Source organism: Pseudomonas chlororaphis, assembly GCF_001921865.1.
Lineage (GTDB): Bacteria > Pseudomonadota > Gammaproteobacteria > Pseudomonadales > Pseudomonadaceae > Aquipseudomonas > Aquipseudomonas chlororaphis_D.
On sequence record NZ_MSCT01000005.1, the window covers coordinates 322,078 to 345,677 of the forward strand.

Here is a 23,600-nt window from a genome sequence, read left to right on the forward strand (position 1 = left end):
CCGATGAATCAGCCAACCATCCACCGCAGTTGGGTTGCCTCCGCCAACGATCACTCGGACTTTCCGTTGCAGAACCTGCCGCTCGGCGTGTTCAGCACCCAGGGCTCGGCACCGCGCAGCGGCGTGGCCATCGGCGAGCACATCTTCGACCTGGAAGCGGCGCTGGACGCCGGGCTGTTCGACGGCGCGGCCAAGGCGGCGGCCGAGGCCACCCGCGGCGGCCAGTTGAATGCCTTTTTCGCCCTGGGCCGTCCGGCCCGCGTGGCCCTGCGCGAACGCCTGCAGGAAGTGCTCGGCGAAGGCAGCAGCCTGCGCGGCAAGGTTGAAGCCCTGGGCGCGAAACTGCTGCCCCTGGCCGCCGATTGCCAGATGCACCTGCCGGCGAAGATCGCCGACTACACCGACTTCTATGTCGGCATCGAACACGCGCAGAACGTCGGTAAACTGTTCCGCCCCGACAACCCGCTGCTGCCGAACTACAAGTACGTGCCGATCGGCTACCACGGCCGTGCCTCGACTATCCGCCCCTCGGGCGCCGATGTGCGCCGGCCGAAAGGCCAGACCCTGCCCGCCGGCCAGAGCGAGCCGAGCTTCGGCCCGTGCGCGCGGCTGGACTACGAGCTGGAGCTGGGCATCTGGATCGGCCAGGGCAACGACATCGGCGAACCGATCGCCATCGGCGACGCCGCCGAGCACATCGCCGGTTTCTGCCTGCTCAACGACTGGTCGGCGCGCGACATCCAGGCTTGGGAATACCAGCCGCTAGGCCCGTTCCTGTCGAAAAGCTTCATTACCAGCATCTCGCCGTGGGTGGTGACGGCCGAAGCGCTGGAGCCGTTCCGCCGGGCCCAGCCGGCCCGTCCCGAGGGCGACCCGCAGCCGCTGCCGTACCTGCTGGACAAGCGCGACCAGGCCGCTGGCGGCCTGGATATCGAGCTGGAAGTGCTGCTGCTCACCGCCGCCATGCGCGAGCAAGGCCTACCAGCCCATCGCCTGACCCTGAGCAATACCCAGTACATGTACTGGACCGTGGCGCAGATGGTCGCCCACCACAGCGTCAACGGCTGCCAGTTGCAGGCCGGCGACCTGTTCGGTTCGGGCACCTTGTCGGGGCCGCAGAGCACTCAGTTCGGCAGCTTGCTGGAAATCACCGAGGGCGGCAAAAAAGCCATCGAACTGGCGTCCGGCGAAGTGCGCAAGTTCCTTGAGGACGGCGACGAAATCATCCTGCGCGGCCGCTGCCGCCGCGAGGGTTTCGCCGCCATCGGTTTCGGTGAATGCCGCGGTATCGTCCAGCCAGCACGCTAAGGGGGGAGAACCATGGAACTCTATACCTACTACCGTTCGACCGCGTCCTACCGGGTACGCATCGCGCTGGCGCTCAAGGGCCTGGATTACCAGGCGCTGCCGGTCAACCTGGTGGCGGCCGGCGGTGGCGCCAACCGCCAGCCGGACTACCTGGCGGTCAACCCGCAAGGCCGGGTGCCGGCCTTGCGCACCGACGACGGCGAGGTGCTGATCCAGTCCCTGGCCATCATCGAGTACCTCGAGGAACGTTATCCACAGGTGCCGCTGTTGTCTCGGGAGCTGGCGACCCGGGCCCACGAACGGGCGGTGGCGTTGCTGGTTTGCAGCGATATCCATCCGCTGCACAACTCCAGTACGCAGAACCTGCTGCGCCAATGGGGTTACGACGAAGCCCGGGTGCTGGAGTGGATCGGCCACTGGATCAGCAACGGCCTGGCGGCGATCGAACAGTTGATCGGCGAGCGGGGCTATTGCTTCGGCGACGAGCCGGGGCTGGCCGACGCCTGCCTGATTCCCCAGTTGTACGCGGCCGAACGATTCAAGGTGGCGCTGGAGGGTTACCCGCGGATTCGCCGGGTCGCCGCCCTGGCGGCCGAACACCCAGCCTTCCGGCAAGCCCACCCGGCCAACCAGCCCGATACGCCTGCCTGACCCCCTGAAGCCGCTGCCTGCGGCGGCTACAGATTGACCGCGCCCGTCCAGAGGCGCGGCGTCCCATAACGATAAAAACCAACAGGTACCTTGCGATGCACAATCAGCTTGCCAGCTTCCGGGCGGCGCTCGACGCCCGTCCGGTGTCGCGTTATCAGTGGTTGCTTCTTTTGCTCCTGGCCCTGTTGCTGGTCACCGACGGCTACGACGCCCAGGTCCTGGGTTATGTGGTGCCGGCCCTGGCCCAGGATTGGGGCCTGGAGAAAGCCGCGTTCGGCCCGGTGTTCAGCGCCAACCTGCTGGGCCTGACCCTGGGCTCCCTGGCGGTGACGCCGCTGGCGGACCGTTTCGGTGTGCGCCGCATCCTGCTGGCCTGCGTGCTGATCTACGCCAGCCTCACGGTGTTGATGGTGTTCGCCGACTCGTTGAACACCCTGATGGCCGCGCGTTTTATCTGCGGCATCGGCATGGGCGGGGCGATGCCCAGCGCCATGGCGCTGATGTCGGAGTATTCGCCGCCGCGCCTGCGCACGCTGATGGTGACCCTGGCCGCCTGCGGTTTTTCCTTTGGCGGCGCGGCGGGCGGTTTTGTCGCCGCCGGGTTTATCGATCGCTTCGGCTGGCAGGCGGTGTTCCTCGCCGGCGGCGTCACGCCGTTGTTGCTGTTTCCGTTTCTAGTCTGGTTCCTGCCCGAGTCCTTGCCGCGCCTGCTGCGCGACCCACCGCCTTATGCGCGCTTGCGCAAAGTCACCGCGCGCATGCTGCCGGACTGGCAGCCGCCGGCCGCCTCGATGGCGCAGAACGAAGCCGAGCAGGGCAGCAAGCTGACGGTGATCGAACTGTTCCGCCACGGTTATGCGCGGCCGACGCTGCTGATCTGGGCGACCTTTTTCGTCAGCCTGATCCTGCTGTATTTCATGATCAGCTGGCTGCCGTCGCTGCTGCTGGAGAGCGGCCTGGGGTTGAACGAAGCGAACCTGGTGACCTCGATGTTCCTGTTCGCCGGAACCCTGGGGGCGATCTGCATGGCCTGGTTCGCCGACCGTTTGAAACGCAAGGTGCGGCTGCTCTCGGCGGTGCTGGCCGGCGCCGCGCTGTGTACCGTCCTGCTGGGGCTGAACCACGACAACCCGGGTTACCTGGTGGCCTTCGTCTTCGCCGCCGGTTTCTGCATCATCGGCGGCCAGTTGACCCTGAATGCCTTCGCCAGCAACTTCTACCCGGCCCAGGTCCGCGCCACCGGTACCGGCTGGGCCCTGGGCGTCGGCCGCTTCGGCTCGATCCTCGGGCCGCTGTTCGGCAGCATGTTGCTGGCGATGCACATCCCGGTGCAGCAGATCTTCTTCTTTTGCGCGATCCCGGCGGTCATCGCCGCGCTGCTGATTATCCAGGTGCGCTCGCCCCGAGAGCCGGCTACCCCCGAGCCCGACCTCAACGCCAAATTCGCCCGCGACCAACGCTGAGGTCTGTAGGCGCGAGCTTGCTCGCGATCCAGGCTCTGCGGTAGGGCAGACAGGACGCTATCGCGAGCAAGCTCGCTCCCACAGGAGGGTGGGGATCAATGCACGATGCTGTTGGGCGGCAGATGGCCCAGGCGTTCGGTCAGGCGCAGGCGCTGGATCGGGTCTTCGCTGAGCAGCAGGGCGTGCTCCAGGTCGAAGCGTTCGGCGTTGGGGCAGTCCAGGTGCTGGTACAGGCTGGCGCGGGCCAGGTAGTCGGCGGCGCTGCCATTGCCCAGTTCCAGCACCCGTTCGGCATCGATCAGCCCGTTGAGGTGGTCGTCGTGGCTCAGGTGCAGCTGGCGCAGGTTGCGCGACAGGCGCTGGAGCATCTGCTGCGGGCTGGCCGTGGCCAGGTGTTCGGCGCTCAGCTTGAGGTTCGGCCCGTACTGGCGCTCCAGCAGCTCGCGACAGTCGTTGGGGTACAGGCGCCGGCCGCCGCAGGGGTCGAGCAGATGGTCGGCACCGGGCACGCGCAAGAGAAAGTGCCCGGGGAAATTGACCCCGACCATGGGGATCTCCAGGCGCCGCGCCAGCTCCAGGGCGATCAGCCCCAGCGCCAGCGGTTGCCCGCGCCGGGTGTGCAGCACTTTGTCCAGCAGCGCCGCCTGGGGGCGCAGCGGCAGGAACTCGTCCTGCTGGAAACCCAGGTCGTTCATGCGCCGCAGCAGCGGCTGGCCCAGTTCGCTGACCGGCAGTAACGGCAAGCCGACGCTGACCCGCTGTTGCAGTTCCTTGAAGTCTTGCAGCAACTGTTGGGGCGACACCTCGGCATCATGTTCGGCGGCGATCCACAGCGCCGCCTCGAAAAGCGCGGGTGGGGACTGCTGCAGGCAGGCGAAAAAAGCTTGACGCGGGTTCATCGAAATCTCCGGCGGATGCCTCGTTTTAGCCCCGTCGCGGGCGTTCGTCCAGTGGCGGACACAGGCTGTAGCAGGTTATTTCTTAAAGCCCGGAACGCCCCGGGGCTTATTCCCGCGCGCTCCAGCAATTTTCAGGCGCAAGCCTATACTGGCGACTACAAGAAGTGATTCGGGAGCCCGACGATGTTCGCTCTCATGCAAAGCACTCGCCTTGAATCGCTGCACCTGAGCGTTGATCCGGCCACCGGGTTGAAGGCGGTGATTGCCATTCATAACAGCCGCCTGGGGCCCGCCCTCGGCGGCTGTCGTTACCTTGCCTACCCCGACGATGAAAGCGCCGTGGCCGATGCCGTGCGCCTGGCCCAGGGCATGAGCTACAAGGCCGCCCTGGCCGGCTTGCCGCACGGCGGTGGCAAGGCGGTGATCATCCGCCCGCCCCATGTCGAAAGCCGCGCCGCGTTGTTCGAGGCTTTCGGCCGTTGCATCGAGCAGCTCGAAGGTCGCTACATCACCGCCATCGACAGCGGCACCTCGGTCGCCGACATGGATTGCATCGCCCAGCAGACCCAGCACGTCACCAGCACCACCGCGGCCGGCGACCCGTCGCCGCATGCCGCCATGGGCGTGTTCGCCGGCATTCGCGCCACCGCCATGGCCCGCCTGGGCAGCGACAACCTCGAAGGCCTGCGGGTGGCGGTCCAGGGCCTGGGCAATGTCGGTTTCGCCCTCGCCGAACAGCTGCATGCCGCGGGGGCGGAATTGCTGGTCAGCGATATCGACCCCGGCAAGGTGCAACTGGCCATGGAACAGCTGGGCGCCCATCCGATCGCCAACGAAGCCTTGCTCAGCACCCCGTGCGACATCCTCGCGCCCTGCGGCCTGGGCGGCGTGCTCAACAGCCACAGCGTGGCGCAACTGCGCTGCTCGGCGGTAGCCGGGTCGGCCAACAACCAGCTGACCAACCTGCAGGTCGCCGACCAGCTGGAAAACCGCGGCATCCTCTACGCGCCGGATTATGTGATCAATGCCGGCGGGCTGATCTACGTCTCGCTCAAGCACCGCGGCGAAGAGCTGGCGACCATCACCGCCCATCTGTCGAAGATCAGCCAGCGGCTCACCGAAGTCTTCGCCCACGCCCAGGCGGAAAAGCGTTCCCCCGCGCGAGTGGCCGACGACCTGGCCGAGCGCGCGCTGTACCGCTAGTCGGCGCGCAGGCCTTACCTGGCCCAGGGGCTGGTGCGCCGACGTCCAGGCCCGCTCGATTCCGCCCGGGGAAATGATGGGCGCGACCCTGACCCTGTCCAACTTCGGCACCCTGTTCGGGCGTTATGCCAACCCGGTGGTGGTGTATCCGGTGTTGCCGCTGTCGCTGGAACAGCCTGGGCCGTAGTTTTCCACAGGCATGAAAAAGGCCCTGGGTGTACACCCAGGGCCTGTTCAATTCGCGCCTGCTTACTTGGCGGCTTTACTCGCCTTGGCGGGCTTGGCCGGTGCCGCGGGTTCTGCCGCTTCGGGCTCTGCCACGGGAGCCTCTGGCTCGGCTGCCGCGGTCGGCGCGCTGAGCAGTTCGGACAGGGCGTCCGGTTGGCTCTTGAACGCCTTGGCGAACACATCGCGGTTCTTCGCCATGTAGATCCCGGCTTCTTCCACCTGCTGTTCGCTCAGGGAAGGCACGGCTTTTTGCAACACTTGCGCCAGCAATTCAGCCAGTTCGAGCATTTTGTCATGACGGTCAGCTTCGGCTTTATCCATGAACAAGCGCTCCAGATCTCGGCTGCTGCGGTATACCACTTCGACGGCCATTCACCACCTCACATGCCTTCACGATAATGGGTCTTTGCTACTACTGTATTTATATACAGCACGCAGAATAAGCCAATCCTGCGGCTTTGAATAGTGGCTTTTCAATGTAGCCGGGTTTCGGGGTTTGTCAGCCTTTCCCCTGTAGGAGCGAGCTTGCTCGCGATGGCGTCCTTTCGGACAAGGGGGTGAATGGCTGGGCCGCTATGCGGATCGCGAGCACGCTCGCTCCTACAGATTGGCGCCTGCCTGAACGTGCCTCATCGGCAGCGGCCACCATCTCACTTCCCGACGCTGGCCTTTTTTCTGCATGCAGGACAACCGTCACGTCCAATCCGCATCATCCGGTCGAGCCGACCTAAGGAAGAACCATCGTGAAAATCAATTGGGCCGAGAAACTGCGGCAGAACGTCCATCAGTTGGCCGAGTCCCTGGGCAACCTGTTCGTCGAAAGCTTCCACTACCTGGCGCTGTTCGCCATCGGCGCGGTGACGGCCTGGGCGGCGGTGATGGAGTTCCTCGGGATGCTCGAGCAGGGCCATATCAAGATCGACGATATTCTCCTGTTGTTCATCTACCTCGAACTGGGGGCCATGGTCGGTATCTACTTCAAGACCAACCACATGCCGGTGCGTTTCCTGATCTACGTGGCGATCACTGCGCTGACCCGCCTGCTGATCTCCAACGTGTCGCACCACAACCCGCCGGACCTGGGGATCATCTACCTGTGCGGCGGCATCCTGCTGCTGGCCTTCGCCATCCTGGTGGTGCGCTATGCCTCGTCGCAGTTCCCGTCGGTGAAGATCGAACACCCGCAGCGCAAGGTCGGCGCGGGCTCCAGCGAGCATCCGGACGTCGAGAAGGGCGAGCTTTAAACGGCCACCCGCAGGAACGGCCTTTGGCCGGGCCGGCCCTTGGCGGCCGGCAGCGGCAGCTTGAAGGTGTCGCTGTCGGTCATGGCTTCGAGGATGGCCAGGGCGCTGTGGCCCTGTTCGATGGCGATGCCGAACTGAATGCTCTGCACCAGGCGCTTGAGCCGCTGAGGGTCGTCGCGCTGGTCGGCGCTGATCATGCGCTTGGCCACCACCCGGCCGGCCTTGGAGAGGGTCAGCATGATGCTGCCGTCCAGGCCCTGGATGCTCAGGTTGACCCGGTATTCCGGGGTGAAGGCGTCGGTAATCAGCTGAAAAGGGTTGTCCATGTGCGTCACCGCTTGATTGGATCGTGCAGTCATTGACCAGCCAGGATCGGGATTAGTTCGTCTTTCCGGACCACCGGCAGGCCGTTCGCCGAGGGTTGATAACGTCCGTATTCCTCGGCTCCTGCAAAGCAAGGGGCATGCCGGGAAAAGCGCCGGCCAGTAAAACCGGGGGTGAAAAAAAACGGACCAAACGGTCCGTTTTTTCATGGGCTACCCGTTTCAGGGCACAAACGAATAAATGATCGCTGACAGTGCGATCAGGCCCACCAACACCACGAACAGATTCGACAGCCGGCCCGAGTACTGGCGCAGCGATGGCACTCGCCGGATCGCGTACATCGGCATTAAAAACAACAGGCAGGCGATCACCGGCCCGCCCAGGGTTTCGATCATGCCGAGGATGCTCGGGTTGAACGTGGCCACGGCCCAGCAGGTCAGGACCATGAACAGCGCGGTGCAACGCTCCAGGGCGCGCGACGACAGGGCCCGGCCACGGCCGCGCAGGCCTTTCACGATCAGGCCCTGGAAGCCTTCGCTGGCGCCGATGTAGTGGCCGAGGAAGGATTTGGTAATGGCCACCAGCGCGATCAGCGGCGCCGCGTAGGCGATCACCGGCGTCTGGAAGTGGTTGGCCAGGTACGACAGGATCGAGATGTTCTGTGCCTTGGCCGCGGCCAGGTCGGCCGGCGACAGGGCCAGCACGCAACTGAAGCAGAAGAACATCACCGTCAGCACCATCATGCTATGGGCCACGGCGAGAATGCCGCTGCTCTTGGCTTCGGCCTGGGCGCCGTACTGGCGTTTCTGGTCGACGGCGAAGGCCGAGATGATCGGCGAATGGTTGAACGAAAACACCATTACCGGGATCGCCAGCCACAGGGTCTTGAGGAACAGCGGCATGGACATGCCGTCGTTGGCCGAGGCGAAGAAGGCGCCGTTCCAGTTCGGGACCAGGCTGACGGCCAGTAGCAACAGCGCGGCGACGAAGGGATAGACCAGCATGCTCATGGCTCGCACGATCACGCCCTGGCCGCAACGCACGATGGCCATCAGGCCGAGGATCAACAGCAGCGACAACACCGCGCGCGGCGGCGGGGTCATGTGCAGCTGGTGTTCCATGAAGCTGCCCAGGGTGTTGGTCAGCGCCACGCTGTACACCAGCAGGATCGGGAAGATGGCGAAGAAGTAGAGCAGGGTGATCAGCTTGCCGGCGCCGACGCCGAAGTGTTCCTCCACCACCTCGGTGATGTCTCCGGAACGCCCGGACAGCACGAAGCGGGTCAGCCCGCGGTGGGCGAAGAAGGTCATGGGGAAGGCCAGCAGCGCCAGCACGATCAGCGGCCAGAAGCCGCCGACCCCGGCATTGATCGGCAGGAACAGGGTGCCGGCGCCGATAGCGGTGCCATACAGGCCGAGCATCCAGGTGGTGTCGTGCTTGCTCCAGCCCTGGCGGGCGGTAGCGGTGTCGCGGGCGGTCTCTGCGGCAGGTGTTTCGACAGCGGGTGTGCGTGCATCGGTCATCGGTATTGCCTCGTTATTATTTTTGCTCGGGCTCACGTGGGGCGGACGGTCAGGCGAGGAGGGTTAGCACTCCACCCAACTCACGGCCAGGCCGCCCCGTGAAGTTTCTTTGTATTTGTCGTGCATGTCGGCACCGGTATCGCGCATGGTGCGGATCACCCGGTCCAGGGAAATGAAGTGCTGGCCGTCGCCGCGCAGGGCCATCTGGGTGGCGTTGATCGCCTTCACCGCGGCAATCGCGTTGCGTTCGATGCAGGGCACCTGCACCAGGCCGCCGACCGGGTCGCAGGTCAGGCCGAGGTTGTGTTCCAGGCCGATTTCGGCGGCGTTCTCCAGTTGCTCCGGGGTGGCCCCGAGCACTTCGGCCAGGCCTGCCGCGGCCATGGCGCAGGCCGAACCGACCTCGCCCTGGCAGCCGACTTCGGCGCCGGAGATCGAGGCGTTTTTCTTGCACAGGATGCCCACCGCGGCGGCGCCGAGGAAAAAGTCGACGACGTCGTCATCCGACGCTTCGGCTTCGAATTTCATGTAGTAATGCAGCACCGCCGGAATGATCCCCGCCGCGCCGTTGGTCGGCGCGGTGACCATGCGCCCGCCGGCGGCGTTTTCCTCGTTCACCGCCAGGGCGAACAGGTTGACCCACTCCATCGCCGACAGCGTCGAGCTGATGATGTTGGGCTTGCCGATTTCCAGCAGATTGCGGTGCAGCTTGGCGGCGCGACGCGGCACGTCCAGGCCGCCGGGCAGGGTGCCTTCGTGGCGCAGGCCCTGCTCGACGCATTCGCGCATCACCTTCCAGACCTGCAGCAGGCCGCTGCGGATTTCGGCCTCGCTGCGCCAGGCCCGTTCGTTGGCCATCATCAGTTCGGAAACCCGCAGTCGATGCTGCTTGCACAGGGCCAGCAGCTCGGCGGCGCTGTTGAAGTCGTAGGGCAGCTCGACGGCATTGGCCGCCGGAGCGCCATCGGCGATTTCCGCTTCCTCGACGATAAAACCGCCGCCCACCGAATAGTAGGTCTGCTGCCACAGCAGGCCGTCCGCGGCAAAGGCCGACAGCGACATGGCATTGGGGTGGTAGGGCAGGCTTTCGTCGAGCAGCAGCAGGTCACGGCGCCAGTCGAAGGCGATGCTCGAACGGCCGCCCAGGTTCAGCTGGCCGCTTTCGCGCAGTTGCTGGATGCGCGGGCCGATGCTGCTCGGGTCGATGCTGTCGGGCCATTCGCCCATCAAACCCATGACGCAGGCACGGTCGGTGGCGTGGCCGACACCGGTGGCGGACAGCGAGCCGTACAGGCGGATTTCCACGCGCTGGACCTGCTCCTGCAAGCCCTGCTCGAACAGTGCCTGGGCGAAGGTCGCGGCGGCGCGCATCGGGCCGACGGTGTGGGAGCTGGACGGGCCGATACCGACTTTGAAGAGATCGAAAACACTGATAGCCATGCTAAAGCCTTACAAGCAATGGAAGGGAAATCGCTGCCATTTTTTGTAGGCCGAGCGTCAGGTCGGCGATACTGCCTAGCTCGGTCAGTGCTGACCAACGAATTTTCCTAAGACAGCCTTTAGCAGGACTAAACGATGAGCCGTCAGTTTCATGCCCAGACCTACGTCTGGCTGCATGTATTTTCCTGTGCCGCGCGGCACTTGTCGTTCACCCGCTGCGCGGAAGAACTGCACATCACCCCGGGGGCGGTCAGCCAGCAGATCCGCTTGCTGGAAGAGCGGCTCGGCTTTCGCCTGTTCCACCGCCGCGCCCGCGGCGTGGAACTGAGCGCCGAGGGGCAGCGGTTGGCGATCACGGTGAACGAGGCCTACGGCAGCATCGACGCCGAGCTGCGGCGGCTGGATGCCGGGATGATCAGCGGTACCTTGCGTCTGCGCTCGATTCCCTCGTTTCTCGGCAAGTGGCTGACCCCGCGCTTGCCCCGTCTGCAGCAGCGCTTTCCGGATATTCAGCTGCGGCTGGTGGCCGAAGACAGCAGCGTGGCGTTGCACGAAGGCGATTTCGACCTGGCCATCGACCTCAACGACGGCAGCTACCCGGGGTTGTTATCCACAGCGCTGCTGGACGAGCAGATCTTTCCGGTCTGCGCCCCGAGCCTGCTGCGCGGGCGACCGCCGCTGCACGGGCCGGCGGACCTGGTGCACTTTCCCTTGTTGCACGACATCACCGCCTGGCGCGGCAGCTACGAATACGCCGAGTGGGAGTTCTACTTGAATGCCATCGGGTTCGAGGGCGCCGATGTGCGGCGCGGGCATACCTTCAACCGCAACCACCTGACCATCGAGGCGGCGATTGCCGGCATGGGCGTGGCGATCGCCCGGCGCACCTTGCTCAACGACGAGCTGGAGCGCGGCACCCTGATCGTGCCGTTCGGCCTCGCGGTGCCCAATCACAAGCGTTACGTGCTGTTGTACGCGCCGGGTGCGCTGAGCCATCCGGGCGTGCGCGCGGTGCATGACTGGCTGGTGGAAGAGGCGGAGATCTTTCGCGGGTTGCACCCGTTGGGAGAGGGGCAATCGTAAGCAAAAAAGACCAGGTCGCGGTGCAACCCAATTCCCGACCTTAACAGCGCTTTTGCTCGTTGTCTGGCTTTATTTGCCAATAAATATTTATCTTTTTCCAGGGCTTGAATTGTTCTTCGCCGTGCCTAATTGTGTAACCAAGAGGTCAGGAAATGCAGCCTCGGCAGCACGGGCCTGACCCTCTTACGAGCACGCTGAAATAAGGGAAGAACTATGCAAATCCAAGTCCATAGCGATAACCATATTCAAAGCAGCCTTCGGATGGAGGAGTGGGTGCGCAGCACCGTTGAAAGCACGCTCGAACGTTACGAGGAAGACCTGACCCGGGTGGTGGTCCACCTGCGGGACGAGAACGGCGGGAAGTCGGGTCCGGACGATATGCGCTGCCAGCTGGAAGCCCGTCCGAAAGGTCACCAGCCGGTTTCCGTGACCCACAAGGCCGGTAGCCTGGAGCAGGCGCTCGACGGCGCCACGATCAAACTGGAAAGTGCCCTGGAGCATATGTTCGGCAAGTTGCGCGGCAAACGCGCGACCGTCGCGCCGACCCACGATGAAGCCAAGGCCGATGCCTTGCTCGAAGAAGAATTCCTGGAAAACGAACAGGCCGCGCTCAATAGCTGACGGCTGATTCCCCACAGACAGGGCCTGCAAACGCAGGCCCTTTTTTGTGCTCCGCCTACCTGTAGGAGCCAGCTTGCTGGCGATGGCCACGACGCGGCGTGCCAGGCCACACGCCATAAAGAGCACCAATCTCAGGCTTCTACAGGAGCGAGGCTTGCCCGCGATGCAGGCGCTGCGGTGGCTCAGAACGCCACGGACGTCTGCACGTACAGGGTCCGCGGCTCGCCCACGTATTTGCCTTTGTTGTTGTCGTCGAACGAGCGGGTGAAGTACTGGTGGTTGAAGATGTTCTTCACCCCGACCGCCACGCTCAGGTCTGACAGTTGCGGGCCGAAGTCGTAGGCGGCGCGGCTGCTGAACAGCATGTAGCCGGGAATCCGCCCGGTGCTGCCGTCGGCGCTTTCGGCGGAGGTGTTGGCGTTGTCGGCGAACTGGCTGCTCTGGTAGCTGCTGTCGAAGTTGAGTTTCCACGGGCCTTCGGTGTAGCCGATGCCGAGGGTGCCTTTGTGCTTGGACGAGAACGGCACGCGGTTGCCCTTGTTCGGCCCGTCTTCGCGGATGGTGGCGTCGACGTAGGCATAGGTGGCGTAGACATCGAAACCGGCCAGCGCCGGGTTCAGGCCGTCGAGGGCGTAGTTGACGCTGGTCTCGATGCCCTGGTGGCGGGTTTCGCCGCGGGCGATCACCGAGTCGTTGGTCTGGTTGCTGTCGTACTGGTTGTCGAAGTTGATCAGGAACGCGCCGATCTCCGCACGCAGGGCGCCGTCGTCATAGCGGGTGCCCAGTTCCCAGGTACGCGCCTTCTCCGGCTTCACTTCGCCGCTGCTCACGCGGTTGGGCATCTGGCTGTACTGCACGCTGCCGAACGAACCTTCGGTGTTGGCGTAGAGGTTCCAGCTGTCGGTCAGGTGATACATCACGTTCAGCGCCGGCAGCGCGGTGTTGTAGTCGCCCTTGTATTTGACGTTGGTCAGGTTGTTGGTCTGCTGCGACTCGATCATCTCGTAGCGGATGCCCGGGGTGACGGTCCACTTGCCGATGTCGATGCGGTCGTCGACGAAGAACGCATTGGCCTCGGTGCCGCCGCGGGTGTCGCGGTCGTTGCGGCTGCTGGTGCTCGGCAACTGCTGGTTGGCGCTGATCGGCGTGCGGTAGCGCAATTCGTGGCCGGCTTCGTTGATGTAGCGGTAGCCGATGCCCAGTTCATGGCTGGTCGGCCCCAGGTCGAAGCCCTGGGCCAGGCGGGTCTCGACGCCGCGCACCCAGTATTCGCGAGGCGACAGCGAGAGGAAGCTGCCCTGGTCGAGGTAGCCGCTGCGCAGGGTCTTGGTGAAGAAACTGTTGACGGTGAATTCGCGGCGATCTTCCTGGTAGCGATAGCCGACGTTGAACATCGTGCGGCGGCCCCAGAACTTGTCGTAGGGTCGGGTCGACTGGTACGGATCGGCCTTGTAGTCGGCGACGTTCAGGCCGCCGGGCATGTCGGCCTCACCCTCGTAGTACTGGGCCATGGCGTTGAAGCTGTTGGCCTCGTCGAGCTGGTAGTGACCTTTGAGGATCAGGTCGTCGATCTGCGTGTCGCTGTGTTCGCGCCAGTCGCCGCCACGGGTGCCGGAGTACAGCAGGGCGCCGCCCAGGCCGTTGTCGGCGGTGCCGCCGGCCAGCAGGTTGCCGGTGCTCTTGAAGCCGTCGTGGCTGGAGGACGGGCTGGTTTCGGTCTGGAAACCGCCTTTGACCGTCGGTTCGTTGGGGATCGCGCGGGTCACGAAGTTGACGATACCGCCGACGTTCTGCGGGCCGTAACGCACGGCGCCGCCGCCACGGACCACGTCCACCGCGTCCATGTTGCCCATGCTCACCGGGGCGAACGACAGCTGCGGCTGGCCATAGGGCGCGAAGGGCACCGGGATGCCGTCCATCAGCACCGTGGAGCGCGAGGCCAGGCGCGGGTTGAGGCCGCGGATGCCGAAGTTCAGCGCCATGTCGTGGCTGCCGGTGCCGTTGTTTTCCGGGGCGTTGACCCCGGGGATGCGGTTGAGCACGTCGCGGGCCTGGGTCGCGCCCTGGCGCTCGAATTCTTCGCGGCGGATCACGTCGCGCGCGCCCGGGTGCTCGAAGACGTTGGTCTGCGCCGCGTCGCCGAGCCAGTCGCCGACCACGCTGGAAGCGCCCAGCTCAAGGGCGGCGGGCGCGCCGGCGGCGCTGGCCGGTTGCAGGCTGAAGGCATTGCCGCCTTCGGCGCGGGCTTGCAGGCCGGTGCCCTTGAGCAGCGCGTTCAGAGCTTCTTCGGTGGTGTAGCTGCCTTCCAGGCCTGGGCTCTGCACGCCGCTGGCGACCTGGGAGCCGAAGGAAATCAGCACCCCGGCCTCGCGGCCGAACTGGTTCAGGGCGTTTTCCAGCGACGAGGCCGCGATGTGGTAGCTGCGCGCCGGGCCGTCGGCGGCGACGGCCAGGACGCTGAAGCTCAGGCTGGCGCCCAGCAGCAATGGGCGCAGGGCGCGGGTAAGGGGCGTGAGACGAGTGGGGTGCTGGGGCATGGACATCGATCCTGAGAAGGTGGCGGTCAAGGTGGCTTTCCTTCTCTGTCACGCGAGTGCGGGAAAACAGCTCACACAAAATGAAAAAAGTTTTGCTTCCTCACAAAACCGTAGGAGCGAAGCTTGCTCGCGATAGGGCCCGGCCAGCCGATGAAGATGCCGGCTGACAGATCGCCATCGCGAGCAAGCTTCGCTCCTACAGGTTGCTTCGGGTTCAGGCGCGGGCTTCGACCGTCACCCAGTAGCGGGTGAAGCGCCGGACTTTCACCGGCAGGCTGATTTCCAGCAGGTCGAGGATCCGTTCGCTGTCGTCCAGCGGGTAGCTGCCGGAGATCAGCAGGTCGGCCACCCGCGGGTCGCAGTTGAGCTGGCCGCGCCGGTAGCGGCCCAACTCGTCGAGGAAGTCCGCCAGGCGCATACGGGCGGCCACCAGCATGCCTTCGCTCCAGGCGCCGCTGCCGGCGTCCAGCGGGCGCGGGCTGTCCCAGCCGCTGTGGGTGAAACTCACTTGCTGCGCCTTGCCCACTAACAATGGGGCGCCCGAATAGGCCGCGGGGCTGAGGCTGACAGTGCCCTCGAACACCGCCAGCTGGGTGCGCTGGCTGAACTGGCGCAGGTTCAGCCGGGCGTCTTTCGTTCGCAGCAGGCCCTGGGCGGTCTGCACCAGCAGCGGTCGGCTGTCGGCCGCGCCGGTCAGGAGCATTTCCCCGGCCAACAAGCGGATCAAGCGCTGCTGGCCGTCGAAATTCACGTCCACCGCGCTGTCGGTATTGAGCTGCAACTGACTGCCGTCGCTCAATTGCAGCGTGCGCCGCTGGCCCACCGGGCTGCGGTAGTCGGCCATCAGCGACGGCAGCGGATTGTGGTCGCGCAGGCCCCAGGCGGCCGCGGAGCCGGCGCCGAGGATCAGCAGCAGTTTCAGCGCCTGGCGCCGGCTGGAGGACTTCGGCGCGTTGAGCGCGGCATGGGCCAGGGGCGAAGACAGGCCGCGCAAGCGCTGGTTGACCCGCTGGATATGTTCCCAGGCCCGCTGATGCTCGCTGTGGGCGTCGTGCCACTGCTGCCACGCCCGCTGCTGGCGCGGGCTGAGTGGGCCAGCCTGGGTTTCGAGCAACCAGTGCACGGCCTGTTCGGCGACCTGGGCGGCGATATCCGGCGGGCCGGGCAGGTTCGGTTGCATGGGGTTGTTCACAGGGCGAAGTAGCAGCGCAGCGCTGCCTTGTGCAGGTGGCGCTTGACCGTGGCGACGGAGATGCCCAGTTCGCAGGCGATCTCGGCGTGTTTCAGGCCGTCGACCTGGGCCAGCAGGAAGGCGCGTTTGACCAGGAGCGGCAAGCCGTCGAGCAACTGGTCCAGCTCCAGCAGGGTTTGCAGGATGATGGCCTTGTCTTCCTCCGAGGGCGCCACCTGTTCCGGCAGTTGCGCCAGGGCCTCGAGGTAGGCCCGCTCCAGGTCCTGGCGCCGGTAATGGTTGCACAGCACCCGTTTGGCGATGGTGGTGAGGAACGCCCGCGGCTCGACGATCGACGGCGCCTCCCGGGCGTTGAGCACCCGCATGAAGGTGTCCTGGGCCAGGTCGGCGGCGTTGTCGGGGCAGCCGAGCCTGCGCCGCAACCAGGCGTTCAACCAGCTGTGATGGGCGTGATAGAGGACTTCGACGGTAGAGGAGTGGGCCAAGCCGAACGCTCCGACAGCATGCAGATGCTTAAGAGAACAAGAATTGTTCGCATTGTAGAGGCCTGACATGGCATTCGGCAATCAGCCCGGACCAGCGGAAGCGCGGGCGTATCGTCGGGGCTTTTTTGCATATGAGAATATTTATCATTAATATTGCGCCGACTTGAGCCCGGCAAAAAATCTCTGCGCCGGGCTGTTCCGGTTTCAAGGTCGACACATGAAAAGCAAAATTGCCGCGCTGCCCTTTTCCTACCGCCTGGCCGTGACCTCGCGGGTCCTGGCCGCCGTGTTCGGCGGTTACCTGTTGGCGGCGTTGTCCAGTGTCTGCATGACCCTGCTGCTCCCCGTTTCCCGCGCCGACGCGGTGGTCGGCGGCATGATGACCTCCTTCCTGTTCTACCTGGTGGCCGTGCTCTGGTGCTTTGCCTGCCGCACGGCCTGGCAGGCCTGGTACGGTTTGCTGCTGCCGGCGCTGGGGCTGGCGGTGGTTGGCGCGTCGGCCCACTGGGCGAGCCTGCCGTGAAGGCGGGGCTGCGCCAGTCCATGGCCTGGTTGCACACCTGGACCGGCCTGGTGTTCGGCTGGCTGCTGCTGGCGATTTTCCTCACCGGCAGCCTGGCCTACTTCAAGGACGAGATCAGCCACTGGATGCAGCCCGAAGTGCCGGCGCGCTCGGTCAGTAACGAAACCAGCCTGATCCTCGCCCAGAGTTATCTGCAGCAGCACGCCCAGGGCGCGTCGCGCTGGTTCATCGGCCTGCCCGATGCCCGCGATCCGGGGTTGTCGGTGATGTGGCAGTTTCCGGGCAAGCCCGGCGAGCGCGGCGCTTTCACCCGCAAAGTGCTGGACCCGGCCACCGGCGCCGAGTTGCAGGCCCGCGACACCCGCGGCGGCGAGTTCTTCTACCGCTTCCATTTCCAGTTGCAGATGCCCTATCCGTGGGGCCGCTGGTTGTCCACCGCGGCGGCCATGCTGATGCTCGTGGCCCTGGTCAGCGGCATCGTCACCCACAAGAAAATCTTCAAGGACTTCTTCACCTTCCGCCCGCGCAAGGGCCAGCGTTCCTGGCTCGACGGGCACAACGCGGTGGGCGTGCTGGTGTTGCCGTTCCATCTGATGATCACCTACAGCAGCCTGGTGATCTTCATGTCGATGGTCATGCCGGCGAGCATCCTGGCGATCTACGGCAAGGACACCCAGGCCTATTTCAACGAGGTGTTCCCCGCCAGCAACAATGCCCCGGCCGCGGGCCGGCCGGCGCCGCTGGTGCAGCTTGAACCGCTGTTGCAGCTGGCTCGCGAACAGTGGCCGGGCGGCCGGGTCGGGCGCATCACGGTGAACAACCCGGGGGACGCCAACGCTTCGGTGAATGTCGTGCGCCACGGGGGCGACCGGGTGGTGCGCGACTTTGGCGGCGTGGTGTCGTTCGACGGGGTCAGCGGCAAGCTGTTGCAGGTCTCGCCGCCGCAGTCGACGACCCTGGCGATCAACGGCGCTTTCTACGGGCTGCATATGGGCCAGTTCGCCGGGCCGCTGCTGCGCTGGCTGTACTTTGTCTGCGGCCTGGCCGCCACCGCGATGATCGGCACTGGCCTGGTGATCTGGCTGGGCAAGCGTCAGCTCAAGCACGCCAAGAGCGGCGCACTGCCTTTCGAGCTGCGCCTGGTGCAGGTGCTGAACATCGCCAGCATGTCCGGGCTGGTGCTGGCGGTCGCCGCGTTCTTCTGGGCCAACCGCCTGTTGCCGGCGAGTTTTGCCGAGCGTTCGGACTGGGAGGTGAACAGCTTCTTTATCGCCTGGGGCCTGAGCCTGCTGCACGCCGCGCTGCGCGGCGAACGCCGGGCCTGGGTGGAACAGTTGAGCCTGGCGGCGCTGCTGCTGGCCAGCGTGCCGCTGCTCGACGCGCTGACGGTGCCCGATGTGCTCGACGGTTTCCTGGTCCATGGCGACTGGGTCCGGGCCGGGTTCGACCTGACTTGCCTGGCGGCCGGCCTGTTCCTGGCCTGGGCGGCCTGGAAGATGTCGAGCCGTGGCGCTCGTCCGGCCGCTGCCCCCCGCACACGGCGGGCCACCCTTGAAGCCGAGGTCAACTGAATGCTCCTGGCGCTCTTGCTGTGTTACCCAGGTTTCGCCGGATTGTGCCTGTCGATGGAGCGGCACCACGCCGAACTCCTCGGGCATAAACCCACGGCCGGCCGGCGCCGGGCCTTGCGCGGCGCCGGCTGGTTGCTGCTGGCGGCGGCCCTGTGGACGGCGGTCGCGGCGGCCGGCTGGGGCCTGGGCCTGGTGCACTGGTGCGCGGCGTTGATGCTCAGCGCCTTGTCGCTGGTGCTGGTGCTGCCGTATCAACCGCGCCTGGCGCTGCTCGCGGCCGGACTGGGCCTGCTGGTCAGCCCGCTGGCCGCGTTGGCGCAATGAGCGCTTCGCAGGGCCCGGCTTCGATTGTTCATTGACACACACACCTCGCCAATCGTTATCTGGGCGCCCGTTGCAGCGGCTGGAAGGCTGTCGGCGCGGGTTCGAGGTCATCAAGGAAATACGTTTTTCATGGGTTCAACACATCGTTTTTACACTCGCGGGCTGGGGTTGTTCCTGGCCCTGTCGCTGGCGGCTTGCGCCAGCCATCCCGGCGCCCGGTACGCCGCCAACCTGGATCAGGTCCTGGCCGACCCGGCGCTCAAGGGCGCCACGGTGTCGCTGAGCGTGCGTGATGCGCAGAGCGGCGCGGTCCTGTATCAGCGCAACCCGGACAGCCGGCTGATCCCGGCCTCGAGCCTCAAGCTGCTGACCACCGCCGCGGCCATGGACGTGCTCGGTCCCGATTACCGGTTCGTCACCGAAGTGCTGGGCGACGGCGCGCAACAGGGCGAGCGCCTGCTGGGCAATCTCTACCTGCGCGGCACCGGCGACCCGAGCCTGCAAGCCGCGGACTACCGCGAACTGGCGGCGGCCGTGGCGCGCGGCGGCATCCGCCAGGTCAGCGGCGACCTGGTGCTCGACGACACGGCCTTCGACGACCAGCGGCTCGGCGTCGATTGGGCCAGCGACGATGAAAGCCTGTATTACGCGGCGCAGATTTCCGCCCTGAATATTTCCCCCAACAACGACTTCGATGCCGGCAGCGTGCTGGTTTCGGTTACCGCGCCGTCGTTGCCGGGCGCGCCGCTGGCGGTCAGCGTCAGCCCGGGCAACCGCCTGATGAGCCTGCGCAATCAGGGCCGGGTCGGCCCGCAGGACAGCCTGCAGGTCGGCCGCGAGCATGGCAGCAACCTGCTGCTGGTCAGCGGCGCCTTGCCGCCCGGGCAATTGCGGCGGCATTGGGTCAGCGTCTGGGAGCCGACCCGGCTGGTGGCCGATGTGTTCCAGCAGGCCCTGGCCGAGCAAGGGGTGACGGTGCAGGGCCAGGTGCGGATCGGCCAGCCCACGGCGCCTGCCGCCCGTGTGCTGGCCAGCCATGCCTCGATGCCGCTGGCGGGGTTGATCACGCCGCTGCTCAAGCTGTCGAACAACAACATGTCCGAAGTGCTGCTCAAGGCCATGGGCCGCAAGACCGCCAACGCGGGCACGGCCGCTGCCGGGGTGGCGGCCATCGAGGGCTTCCTGCGGCGCCAGGGCCTGAGCCCGGAAGGGTTGGTGCAGGTGGACGGTTCGGGGCTGTCGCGGCGCAACCAGATTTCCAGTCAGAGCCTCAGCGACCTGTTGCTGGCGGCGTGCAAGCAACCCTGGTTCGCCACCTGGTACGCGGCGCTGCCGGTGGCCGGCGATGCCGCGCGCATGAGCGGCGGCACCCTGCGTTATCGCCTGCAAGGCACCGCGGCGGTGGACAACCTGCACGCCAAGACCGGTTCGATGCAGGGCGTGTCGTCGCTGTCCGGGTACCTGCGCGGCGCCGACGGCCGCCAGTTGGTGCTGGTGATGCTGTCGAACAACTACCGGGTCGACGGCAGCCAGATCAAGGCCCTGGAAGACCGCGTGGCACAGGCTCTTATGCACTGACTGCCCCCCTGTAGGAGCGAGCTTGCTCGCGATGGCGGTGTATCAGGCACACCGCGTGGCGCTTATCGCGAGCAAGCTGCGCTCCTACAGAGAGGGTGTGGCGTTTAGCCGAGAAAGGCCTGGCGGTACTCGCCGGGCGTGCCGCCCAGGGCCTGGCGGAAGCGGTTGGCGAAGTGGCTGGCGTTGGCGAAACCGCAGGCCAGGGCGATTTCGCCGAGGGGCAGGCGGGTGCCGCGCAGCAGCTCGCGGGCATGGCTCAGGCGCCGCGCCAGCAGGTATTGATGGGGCGGCAGGCCGAAGCTTTCGCGGAACATCCGCGCGAAGTGGTATTCGGACAACGCGCATAAGCTGCTGAGCTGCCCGAGGCTGATTGGCTCGGCCAGCTGGCTGTCGATGTACTCCACCAGTTTCCGGCGCTGATGCGCCGCCAGCCCGCCCTTGAGGCGCAGGCCCTGGCGCTGGCCGACCTGGGTCAGCAGGGCATGGCCGAGCATTTCGTGGGCCAGGCTGCTGGTCAGCAGGCGCTCGCCGGGCTCGTCCCAGTTCAGGCGGATCAATTGGCGAAAACGCTGCGCCTGCTGCAGGTCGTCGAGGAAGGTGTTTTCCTGCAATTGCAGCGCGCGGGGTTCGCGGTCCAGCAGGGTCACGCAGCCGAGGGCGAATTGTTCCGGGCTGAAGTACAGGTGGGCCAGGCGGATCTCGCCGTTGATCACCCAGGCCGAGCGGTGCTCGGCGGGCAGGATGCACAGCTTGTCCGGGCCGCCCTTGGTGCCCGGCTGGCCGCGGCGAAAGGTCCCGGTACCGCCGGCGATGTAGCACGACAGGGTGTGATGGCTCGGCGCTTCGTAGTCCTGGGCGTCGTGATGGTTGCTCCACAGGGCTGCAGCCAGGCCGTCACCGAGCTCGGCGCTGTGCTCGAGACGAGCATGGGGCGAGCGGTTCAGGGCCTGGAAGACTTGCAGGGTGTCCAGTGTGGGCATGGCAATGCTGTCTGAAAAGTTGAAGTGTGTAGCCGCTGCCGCAGGCTGCGATCGACCGCGAAGCGGGCGCAAGAGGTTCAGATCCCTGAAGGCCTGCGGCAGCGGCTACAGGCGTGAAGTCGGATGTTTCGCATCCTACTCCGTAGCACCCGACCTGACAGCCCGGCAGCCGACAAAAGCGCAAGTTTATGCAAGCGCCCGGACGCCCCATGGCCTGAAACTGGGTTGCCCTGCACAGGAGTCCCGCGCCATGAACCTCTCGCTTTATCTGCTCACCGTCCTGATCTGGGGCACCACCTGGATCGCCCTTAAATGGCAACTGGGGGTGGTGGCGATTCCGGTGTCCATCGTCTATCGTTTCGCCCTGGCGGCGCTGGTGCTGTTCGTCGTGTTGCTGCTCAGCCGCAAACTGCAAACGATGAACCGGCGCGGGCACCTGATCTGCCTGGCCCAGGGCTTGTGCCTGTTCTGTATCAACTTCATGTGTTTCCTGCACGCCAGCCAGTGGATCCCCAGCGGCCTGGTGGCGGTGGTGTTTTCCACCGCGACCCTGTGGAACGCCCTGAACGCCCGAGTGTTCTTCGCCCAGAAGATTGCCCGCAACGTGTTGCTGGGCGGCGCCCTGGGGCTGCTCGGCCTGGGCCTGCTGTTCTGGCCGGAACTGGCGGGTCATAGCGCCAGCCCGCAGACCCTGCTCGGCCTGGGATTGGCGCTGGCGGGCACATTGTGTTTCTCGGCGGGCAACATGCTGTCCAGCCTGCAACAGAAAGCCGGCCTCAAGCCGCTGACCACCAATGCCTGGGGCATGGCCTACGGCGCGGCGATGCTGGCCGCCTATTGCCTGGCCAAGGGCATCCCCTTCGACATGGAGTGGAACGCGCGCTACATCGGATCCTTGCTGTACCTGGTGATCCCGGGCTCGGTGATCGGTTTCACCGCCTACCTGACCCTGGTCGGGCGCATGGGGCCGGAACGCGCGGCCTACTGCACCGTGCTGTTCCCGGTGGTGGCGCTGAACGTCTCGGCCTTTGTCGAAGGTTACCAATGGACCGCGCCGGCGCTGGCCGGGCTGGTCCTGGTGATGCTGGGCAACGTTCTGGTGTTCCGTAAACCCAAGCCGGCGGTTGTCGCCGGCCCGCGGCTGGCCTGACCGATCTTTGCGACGGCTGCGCCGCCGTTCGCAGCCTCGCGGGCTCGGCAGCGGCTACAGGTCCCGCGGTGTTGGTGTAGGAGCGAGCGGGCGGCGTCCGACTTGCCCGCGATCGGGGCGACGCGGTGTGCCTGACGAACCGCTATTGCGAGCAAGCTTTGCTCCTACGGGTTTGGCGTGGGGTCAGCCCTTCCACACTTGCGGGTTGACCAGGTCTTGCGGGCGTTCGCCGAGCAGGGCGCTGCGCAGGTTGGCCAGGGCGCGGTGGGCCATGGCGTCGCGGGTTTCAACGGTGGCCGAGCCGATATGCGGCAGGGTCACGGCGTTTTTCAGCTGGAACAGCGGCGACTCGGCCAGCGGCTCCTTCTCGTAGACGTCCAGGCCGGCGCCGCGAATCGTGCCGTTCTGCAGCGCCTCGATCAGCGCCGGCTCGTCCACCACCGGGCCGCGGGAGATGTTCACCAGGATCGCCCCCGGCTTCATCAGCGCCAGTTCGCGATGGCTGATCAGGTGATGGGTCTTGTCGCTGAGCGGCACCACCAGGCAGACGAAATCCGCTTCGGCCAGCAATTGCTCGAGTTCACGAAATTGCGCGCCCAGTTCCTGTTCCAGCGCGGTCTTGCGGCTGTTGCCGCTATAGATGACCGGCATGTTGAAACCCAGGCGCCCGCGGCGGGCGATGGCCGCGCCGATATTGCCCATGCCGACGATGCCCAGGGTCTTGCCATGCACGTCGCAACCGAACAGCGGCGCGCCGACGCTGGCCTGCCATTGCCCGGCCTTGGTCCAGGCGTCGAGTTCGGCGACGCGCCGGGCACTGCTCATCAACAGGGCGAAGGCCAGGTCGGCGGTGCTTTCAGTGAGCACGTCCGGGGTGTTGGTGAGCATGATCCCGCGTTCGTTGAAGTAGGCCAGGTCGTAGTTGTCGTAGCCCACCGAAACGCTGGAGACCACTTCCAGGCGAGCGGCGTTTTCCAGCTGCGCGCGCCCCAGCTTGCGGCCGACGCCGATCAGGCCGTGGGCATGGGGCAGGGCTTCGTTGAATTGCGCGGCGATATCACCCTGCTTGGGGTTGGGCACTATCACCTCGAAGTCCTGGCGCAGGCGCTCGACCATGTCCGGGGTGATGCGGCTGAAGGCAAGTACGGTCTTTTTCATCGCGGGAAGGCTCGTCAGGCGGGGAGAATGCCAAGCAAGCTAACATTCCCGGCAAGCTTTTTGTAGCGCAGGCAGAGTGAGGCAATGTAGCCGCTGCCGCAGGCTGCGATCGGCT

The 23,600-nt window shown here is 65.7% G+C and carries 21 protein-coding genes and 2 pseudogenes; 13 read left to right on the forward strand and 10 right to left on the reverse strand.

Annotation, left to right across the window (positions count from 1 at the left end; translation table 11 throughout):
• Window positions 1-3 precede the first annotated feature (3 nt).
• The 3 genes from fahA (at window position 4) to BTN82_RS04400 (ending at window position 3,422) form a co-directional block, all read left to right on the forward strand.
• Window positions 4-1,308 (forward strand): fumarylacetoacetase, encoded by a 1,305-nt coding sequence (fahA, locus tag BTN82_RS04390; RefSeq protein WP_075117941.1) that lies wholly within the window; start codon window positions 4-6, stop codon window positions 1,306-1,308.
• A gap of 12 nt (window positions 1,309-1,320) precedes the next feature.
• On the forward strand, window positions 1,321-1,959 hold the full coding sequence (maiA, locus tag BTN82_RS04395) for a maleylacetoacetate isomerase (protein WP_075117942.1): 639 nt from the start codon (window positions 1,321-1,323) through the stop codon (window positions 1,957-1,959).
• Window positions 1,960-2,054: 95 nt separating this feature from the next.
• Window positions 2,055-3,422: an MFS transporter gene (locus BTN82_RS04400; RefSeq protein ID WP_075117943.1), complete on the forward strand. Its 1,368-nt coding sequence runs from the start codon at window positions 2,055-2,057 to the stop codon at window positions 3,420-3,422.
• A gap of 95 nt (window positions 3,423-3,517) precedes the next feature.
• Here the strand turns inward: BTN82_RS04400 and BTN82_RS04405 are convergent, their stop codons facing one another.
• Window positions 3,518-4,321: a SirB1 family protein gene (locus BTN82_RS04405; RefSeq protein ID WP_075117944.1), complete on the reverse strand. Its 804-nt coding sequence runs from the start codon at window positions 4,319-4,321 to the stop codon at window positions 3,518-3,520.
• 183 nt (window positions 4,322-4,504) lie between these two features.
• Here BTN82_RS04405 and BTN82_RS04410 point away from each other — a divergent pair, with 183 nt between their 5' ends.
• Both BTN82_RS04410 and BTN82_RS30880 read left to right on the forward strand, forming a co-directional pair.
• The gene (locus BTN82_RS04410) at window positions 4,505-5,524 is read left to right on the forward strand and encodes a Leu/Phe/Val dehydrogenase (protein WP_075117945.1); all 1,020 of its coding nucleotides are present in this window, start codon (window positions 4,505-4,507) and stop codon (window positions 5,522-5,524) included.
• 34 nt (window positions 5,525-5,558) lie between these two features.
• Window positions 5,559-5,675, forward strand: a pseudogene (locus BTN82_RS30880) (2-oxo acid dehydrogenase subunit E2); the annotation flags it as partial.
• A gap of 191 nt (window positions 5,676-5,866) precedes the next feature.
• Here BTN82_RS30880 and BTN82_RS04415 read toward each other — a convergent pair.
• Window positions 5,867-6,124: pseudogene (locus BTN82_RS04415) on the reverse strand (YebG family protein); the annotation flags it as partial.
• Between the two features lie 371 nt (window positions 6,125-6,495).
• Here BTN82_RS04415 and BTN82_RS04420 point away from each other — a divergent pair.
• Window positions 6,496-6,996, forward strand: a complete 501-nt coding sequence (locus BTN82_RS04420; RefSeq protein ID WP_075117947.1) for a phosphate-starvation-inducible protein PsiE — start codon at window positions 6,496-6,498, stop codon at window positions 6,994-6,996.
• Here BTN82_RS04420 and BTN82_RS04425 read toward each other — a convergent pair.
• The 3 genes from BTN82_RS04425 to BTN82_RS04435 all read right to left on the reverse strand — a co-directional run bounded on the left by BTN82_RS04425 (window position 6,993) and on the right by BTN82_RS04435 (window position 10,283).
• Entirely contained in the window at window positions 6,993-7,322 is a 330-nt protein-coding gene (locus BTN82_RS04425; RefSeq protein ID WP_075117948.1) for a DUF3509 domain-containing protein, read from the reverse strand. The two genes, BTN82_RS04420 and BTN82_RS04425, sit on opposite strands and share 4 nt — an antisense overlap.
• Window positions 7,323-7,541: 219 nt before the next feature.
• A complete protein-coding gene (locus tag BTN82_RS04430) occupies window positions 7,542-8,843 on the reverse strand; it encodes a serine/threonine transporter (protein WP_075117949.1) in 1,302 nt (433 codons plus the stop codon).
• 63 nt (window positions 8,844-8,906) lie between these two features.
• The gene (locus BTN82_RS04435) at window positions 8,907-10,283 is read right to left on the reverse strand and encodes an L-serine ammonia-lyase (RefSeq protein WP_075117950.1); all 1,377 of its coding nucleotides are present in this window, start codon (window positions 10,281-10,283) and stop codon (window positions 8,907-8,909) included.
• Between the two features lie 135 nt (window positions 10,284-10,418).
• On the opposite strand from BTN82_RS04435, the gene BTN82_RS04440 reads away from it, so the two are divergent.
• Window positions 10,419-11,366 (forward strand): LysR substrate-binding domain-containing protein, encoded by a 948-nt coding sequence (locus BTN82_RS04440; protein ID WP_075117951.1) that lies wholly within the window; start codon window positions 10,419-10,421, stop codon window positions 11,364-11,366.
• A 213-nt stretch (window positions 11,367-11,579) separates the two neighbouring features.
• Window positions 11,580-11,987 (forward strand): HPF/RaiA family ribosome-associated protein, encoded by a 408-nt coding sequence (locus BTN82_RS04445; protein ID WP_075117952.1) that lies wholly within the window; start codon window positions 11,580-11,582, stop codon window positions 11,985-11,987.
• A gap of 182 nt (window positions 11,988-12,169) precedes the next feature.
• Here BTN82_RS04445 and fecA read toward each other — a convergent pair whose 3' ends face one another.
• The 3 genes from fecA to BTN82_RS04460 all read right to left on the reverse strand — a co-directional run bounded on the left by fecA (window position 12,170) and on the right by BTN82_RS04460 (window position 16,201).
• Window positions 12,170-14,524 (reverse strand): TonB-dependent Fe(3+) dicitrate receptor FecA, encoded by a 2,355-nt coding sequence (gene fecA / locus BTN82_RS04450; RefSeq protein WP_075117953.1) that lies wholly within the window; start codon window positions 14,522-14,524, stop codon window positions 12,170-12,172.
• 214 nt (window positions 14,525-14,738) lie between these two features.
• The gene (locus BTN82_RS04455; protein WP_075118127.1) at window positions 14,739-15,704 is read right to left on the reverse strand and encodes a FecR domain-containing protein; all 966 of its coding nucleotides are present in this window, start codon (window positions 15,702-15,704) and stop codon (window positions 14,739-14,741) included.
• A gap of 8 nt (window positions 15,705-15,712) precedes the next feature.
• Window positions 15,713-16,201 carry a sigma-70 family RNA polymerase sigma factor gene (locus tag BTN82_RS04460; RefSeq protein WP_075117954.1) on the reverse strand — a complete coding sequence of 163 codons (489 nt, stop codon included), beginning with the start codon at window positions 16,199-16,201 and terminating at the stop codon, window positions 15,713-15,715.
• A gap of 217 nt (window positions 16,202-16,418) precedes the next feature.
• Here BTN82_RS04460 and BTN82_RS04465 point away from each other — a divergent pair, with 217 nt between their 5' ends.
• From BTN82_RS04465 to dacB, 4 genes are all read left to right on the forward strand, one after another.
• A complete protein-coding gene (locus tag BTN82_RS04465; RefSeq protein ID WP_075117955.1) occupies window positions 16,419-16,724 on the forward strand; it encodes a DUF3649 domain-containing protein in 306 nt (101 codons plus the stop codon).
• Window positions 16,721-18,295 (forward strand): PepSY-associated TM helix domain-containing protein, encoded by a 1,575-nt coding sequence (locus tag BTN82_RS04470; RefSeq protein WP_075117956.1) that lies wholly within the window; start codon window positions 16,721-16,723, stop codon window positions 18,293-18,295. Before BTN82_RS04465 ends, BTN82_RS04470 begins: the two co-directional genes overlap by 4 nt.
• Window positions 18,296-18,619: a DUF3325 domain-containing protein gene (locus BTN82_RS04475; RefSeq protein WP_075117957.1), complete on the forward strand. Its 324-nt coding sequence runs from the start codon at window positions 18,296-18,298 to the stop codon at window positions 18,617-18,619.
• 129 nt (window positions 18,620-18,748) lie between these two features.
• Window positions 18,749-20,197, forward strand: coding sequence for a D-alanyl-D-alanine carboxypeptidase/D-alanyl-D-alanine-endopeptidase (gene dacB, locus BTN82_RS04480; protein WP_075117958.1), 1,449 nt, complete (start codon window positions 18,749-18,751; stop codon window positions 20,195-20,197).
• Window positions 20,198-20,301: 104 nt separating this feature from the next.
• Here dacB and BTN82_RS04485 read toward each other — a convergent pair whose 3' ends face one another.
• Complete coding sequence (locus BTN82_RS04485) at window positions 20,302-21,177, reverse strand: helix-turn-helix domain-containing protein (protein ID WP_075117959.1); 876 nt, start codon at window positions 21,175-21,177, stop codon at window positions 20,302-20,304.
• A 250-nt stretch (window positions 21,178-21,427) separates the two neighbouring features.
• On the opposite strand from BTN82_RS04485, the gene BTN82_RS04490 reads away from it, so the two are divergent.
• Entirely contained in the window at window positions 21,428-22,327 is a 900-nt protein-coding gene (locus BTN82_RS04490; protein ID WP_075117960.1) for a DMT family transporter, read from the forward strand.
• Window positions 22,328-22,510: 183 nt separating this feature from the next.
• On the opposite strand, the gene BTN82_RS04495 is transcribed toward BTN82_RS04490, so the two are convergent.
• A complete protein-coding gene (locus BTN82_RS04495; protein WP_075117961.1) occupies window positions 22,511-23,485 on the reverse strand; it encodes a 2-hydroxyacid dehydrogenase in 975 nt (324 codons plus the stop codon).
• Between the last annotated feature and the right edge of the window lie 115 nt (window positions 23,486-23,600).

Bases quoted from the DNA above. Each gene is read 5' to 3' on its own strand.
- BTN82_RS04435 (WP_075117950.1), bottom strand. From the start codon at position 10,283: ATGGCTATCAGTGTTTTCGATCTCTTCAAAGTCGGTATCGGCCCGTCC.
- BTN82_RS04425 (WP_075117948.1), bottom strand. From the start codon at position 7,322: ATGGACAACCCTTTTCAGCTGATTACCGACGCCTTCACCCCGGAATAC.
- BTN82_RS04400 (WP_075117943.1), top strand. From the start codon at position 2,055: ATGCACAATCAGCTTGCCAGCTTCCGGGCGGCGCTCGACGCCCGTCCG.
- dacB (WP_075117958.1), top strand. From the start codon at position 18,749: ATGGGTTCAACACATCGTTTTTACACTCGCGGGCTGGGGTTGTTCCTG.
- BTN82_RS04485 (WP_075117959.1), bottom strand. From the start codon at position 21,177: ATGCCCACACTGGACACCCTGCAAGTCTTCCAGGCCCTGAACCGCTCG.
- BTN82_RS04455 (WP_075118127.1), bottom strand. From the start codon at position 15,704: ATGCAACCGAACCTGCCCGGCCCGCCGGATATCGCCGCCCAGGTCGCC.
- BTN82_RS04490 (WP_075117960.1), top strand. From the start codon at position 21,428: ATGAACCTCTCGCTTTATCTGCTCACCGTCCTGATCTGGGGCACCACC.
- BTN82_RS04405 (WP_075117944.1), bottom strand. From the start codon at position 4,321: ATGAACCCGCGTCAAGCTTTTTTCGCCTGCCTGCAGCAGTCCCCACCC.
- fahA (WP_075117941.1), top strand. From the start codon at position 4: ATGAATCAGCCAACCATCCACCGCAGTTGGGTTGCCTCCGCCAACGAT.
- fecA (WP_075117953.1), bottom strand. From the start codon at position 14,524: ATGCCCCAGCACCCCACTCGTCTCACGCCCCTTACCCGCGCCCTGCGC.
- maiA (WP_075117942.1), top strand. From the start codon at position 1,321: ATGGAACTCTATACCTACTACCGTTCGACCGCGTCCTACCGGGTACGC.
- BTN82_RS04495 (WP_075117961.1), bottom strand. From the start codon at position 23,485: ATGAAAAAGACCGTACTTGCCTTCAGCCGCATCACCCCGGACATGGTC.
- BTN82_RS04475 (WP_075117957.1), top strand. From the start codon at position 18,296: ATGCTCCTGGCGCTCTTGCTGTGTTACCCAGGTTTCGCCGGATTGTGC.
- BTN82_RS04445 (WP_075117952.1), top strand. From the start codon at position 11,580: ATGCAAATCCAAGTCCATAGCGATAACCATATTCAAAGCAGCCTTCGG.
- BTN82_RS04465 (WP_075117955.1), top strand. From the start codon at position 16,419: ATGAAAAGCAAAATTGCCGCGCTGCCCTTTTCCTACCGCCTGGCCGTG.
- BTN82_RS04410 (WP_075117945.1), top strand. From the start codon at position 4,505: ATGTTCGCTCTCATGCAAAGCACTCGCCTTGAATCGCTGCACCTGAGC.
- BTN82_RS04430 (WP_075117949.1), bottom strand. From the start codon at position 8,843: ATGACCGATGCACGCACACCCGCTGTCGAAACACCTGCCGCAGAGACC.
- BTN82_RS04440 (WP_075117951.1), top strand. From the start codon at position 10,419: ATGAGCCGTCAGTTTCATGCCCAGACCTACGTCTGGCTGCATGTATTT.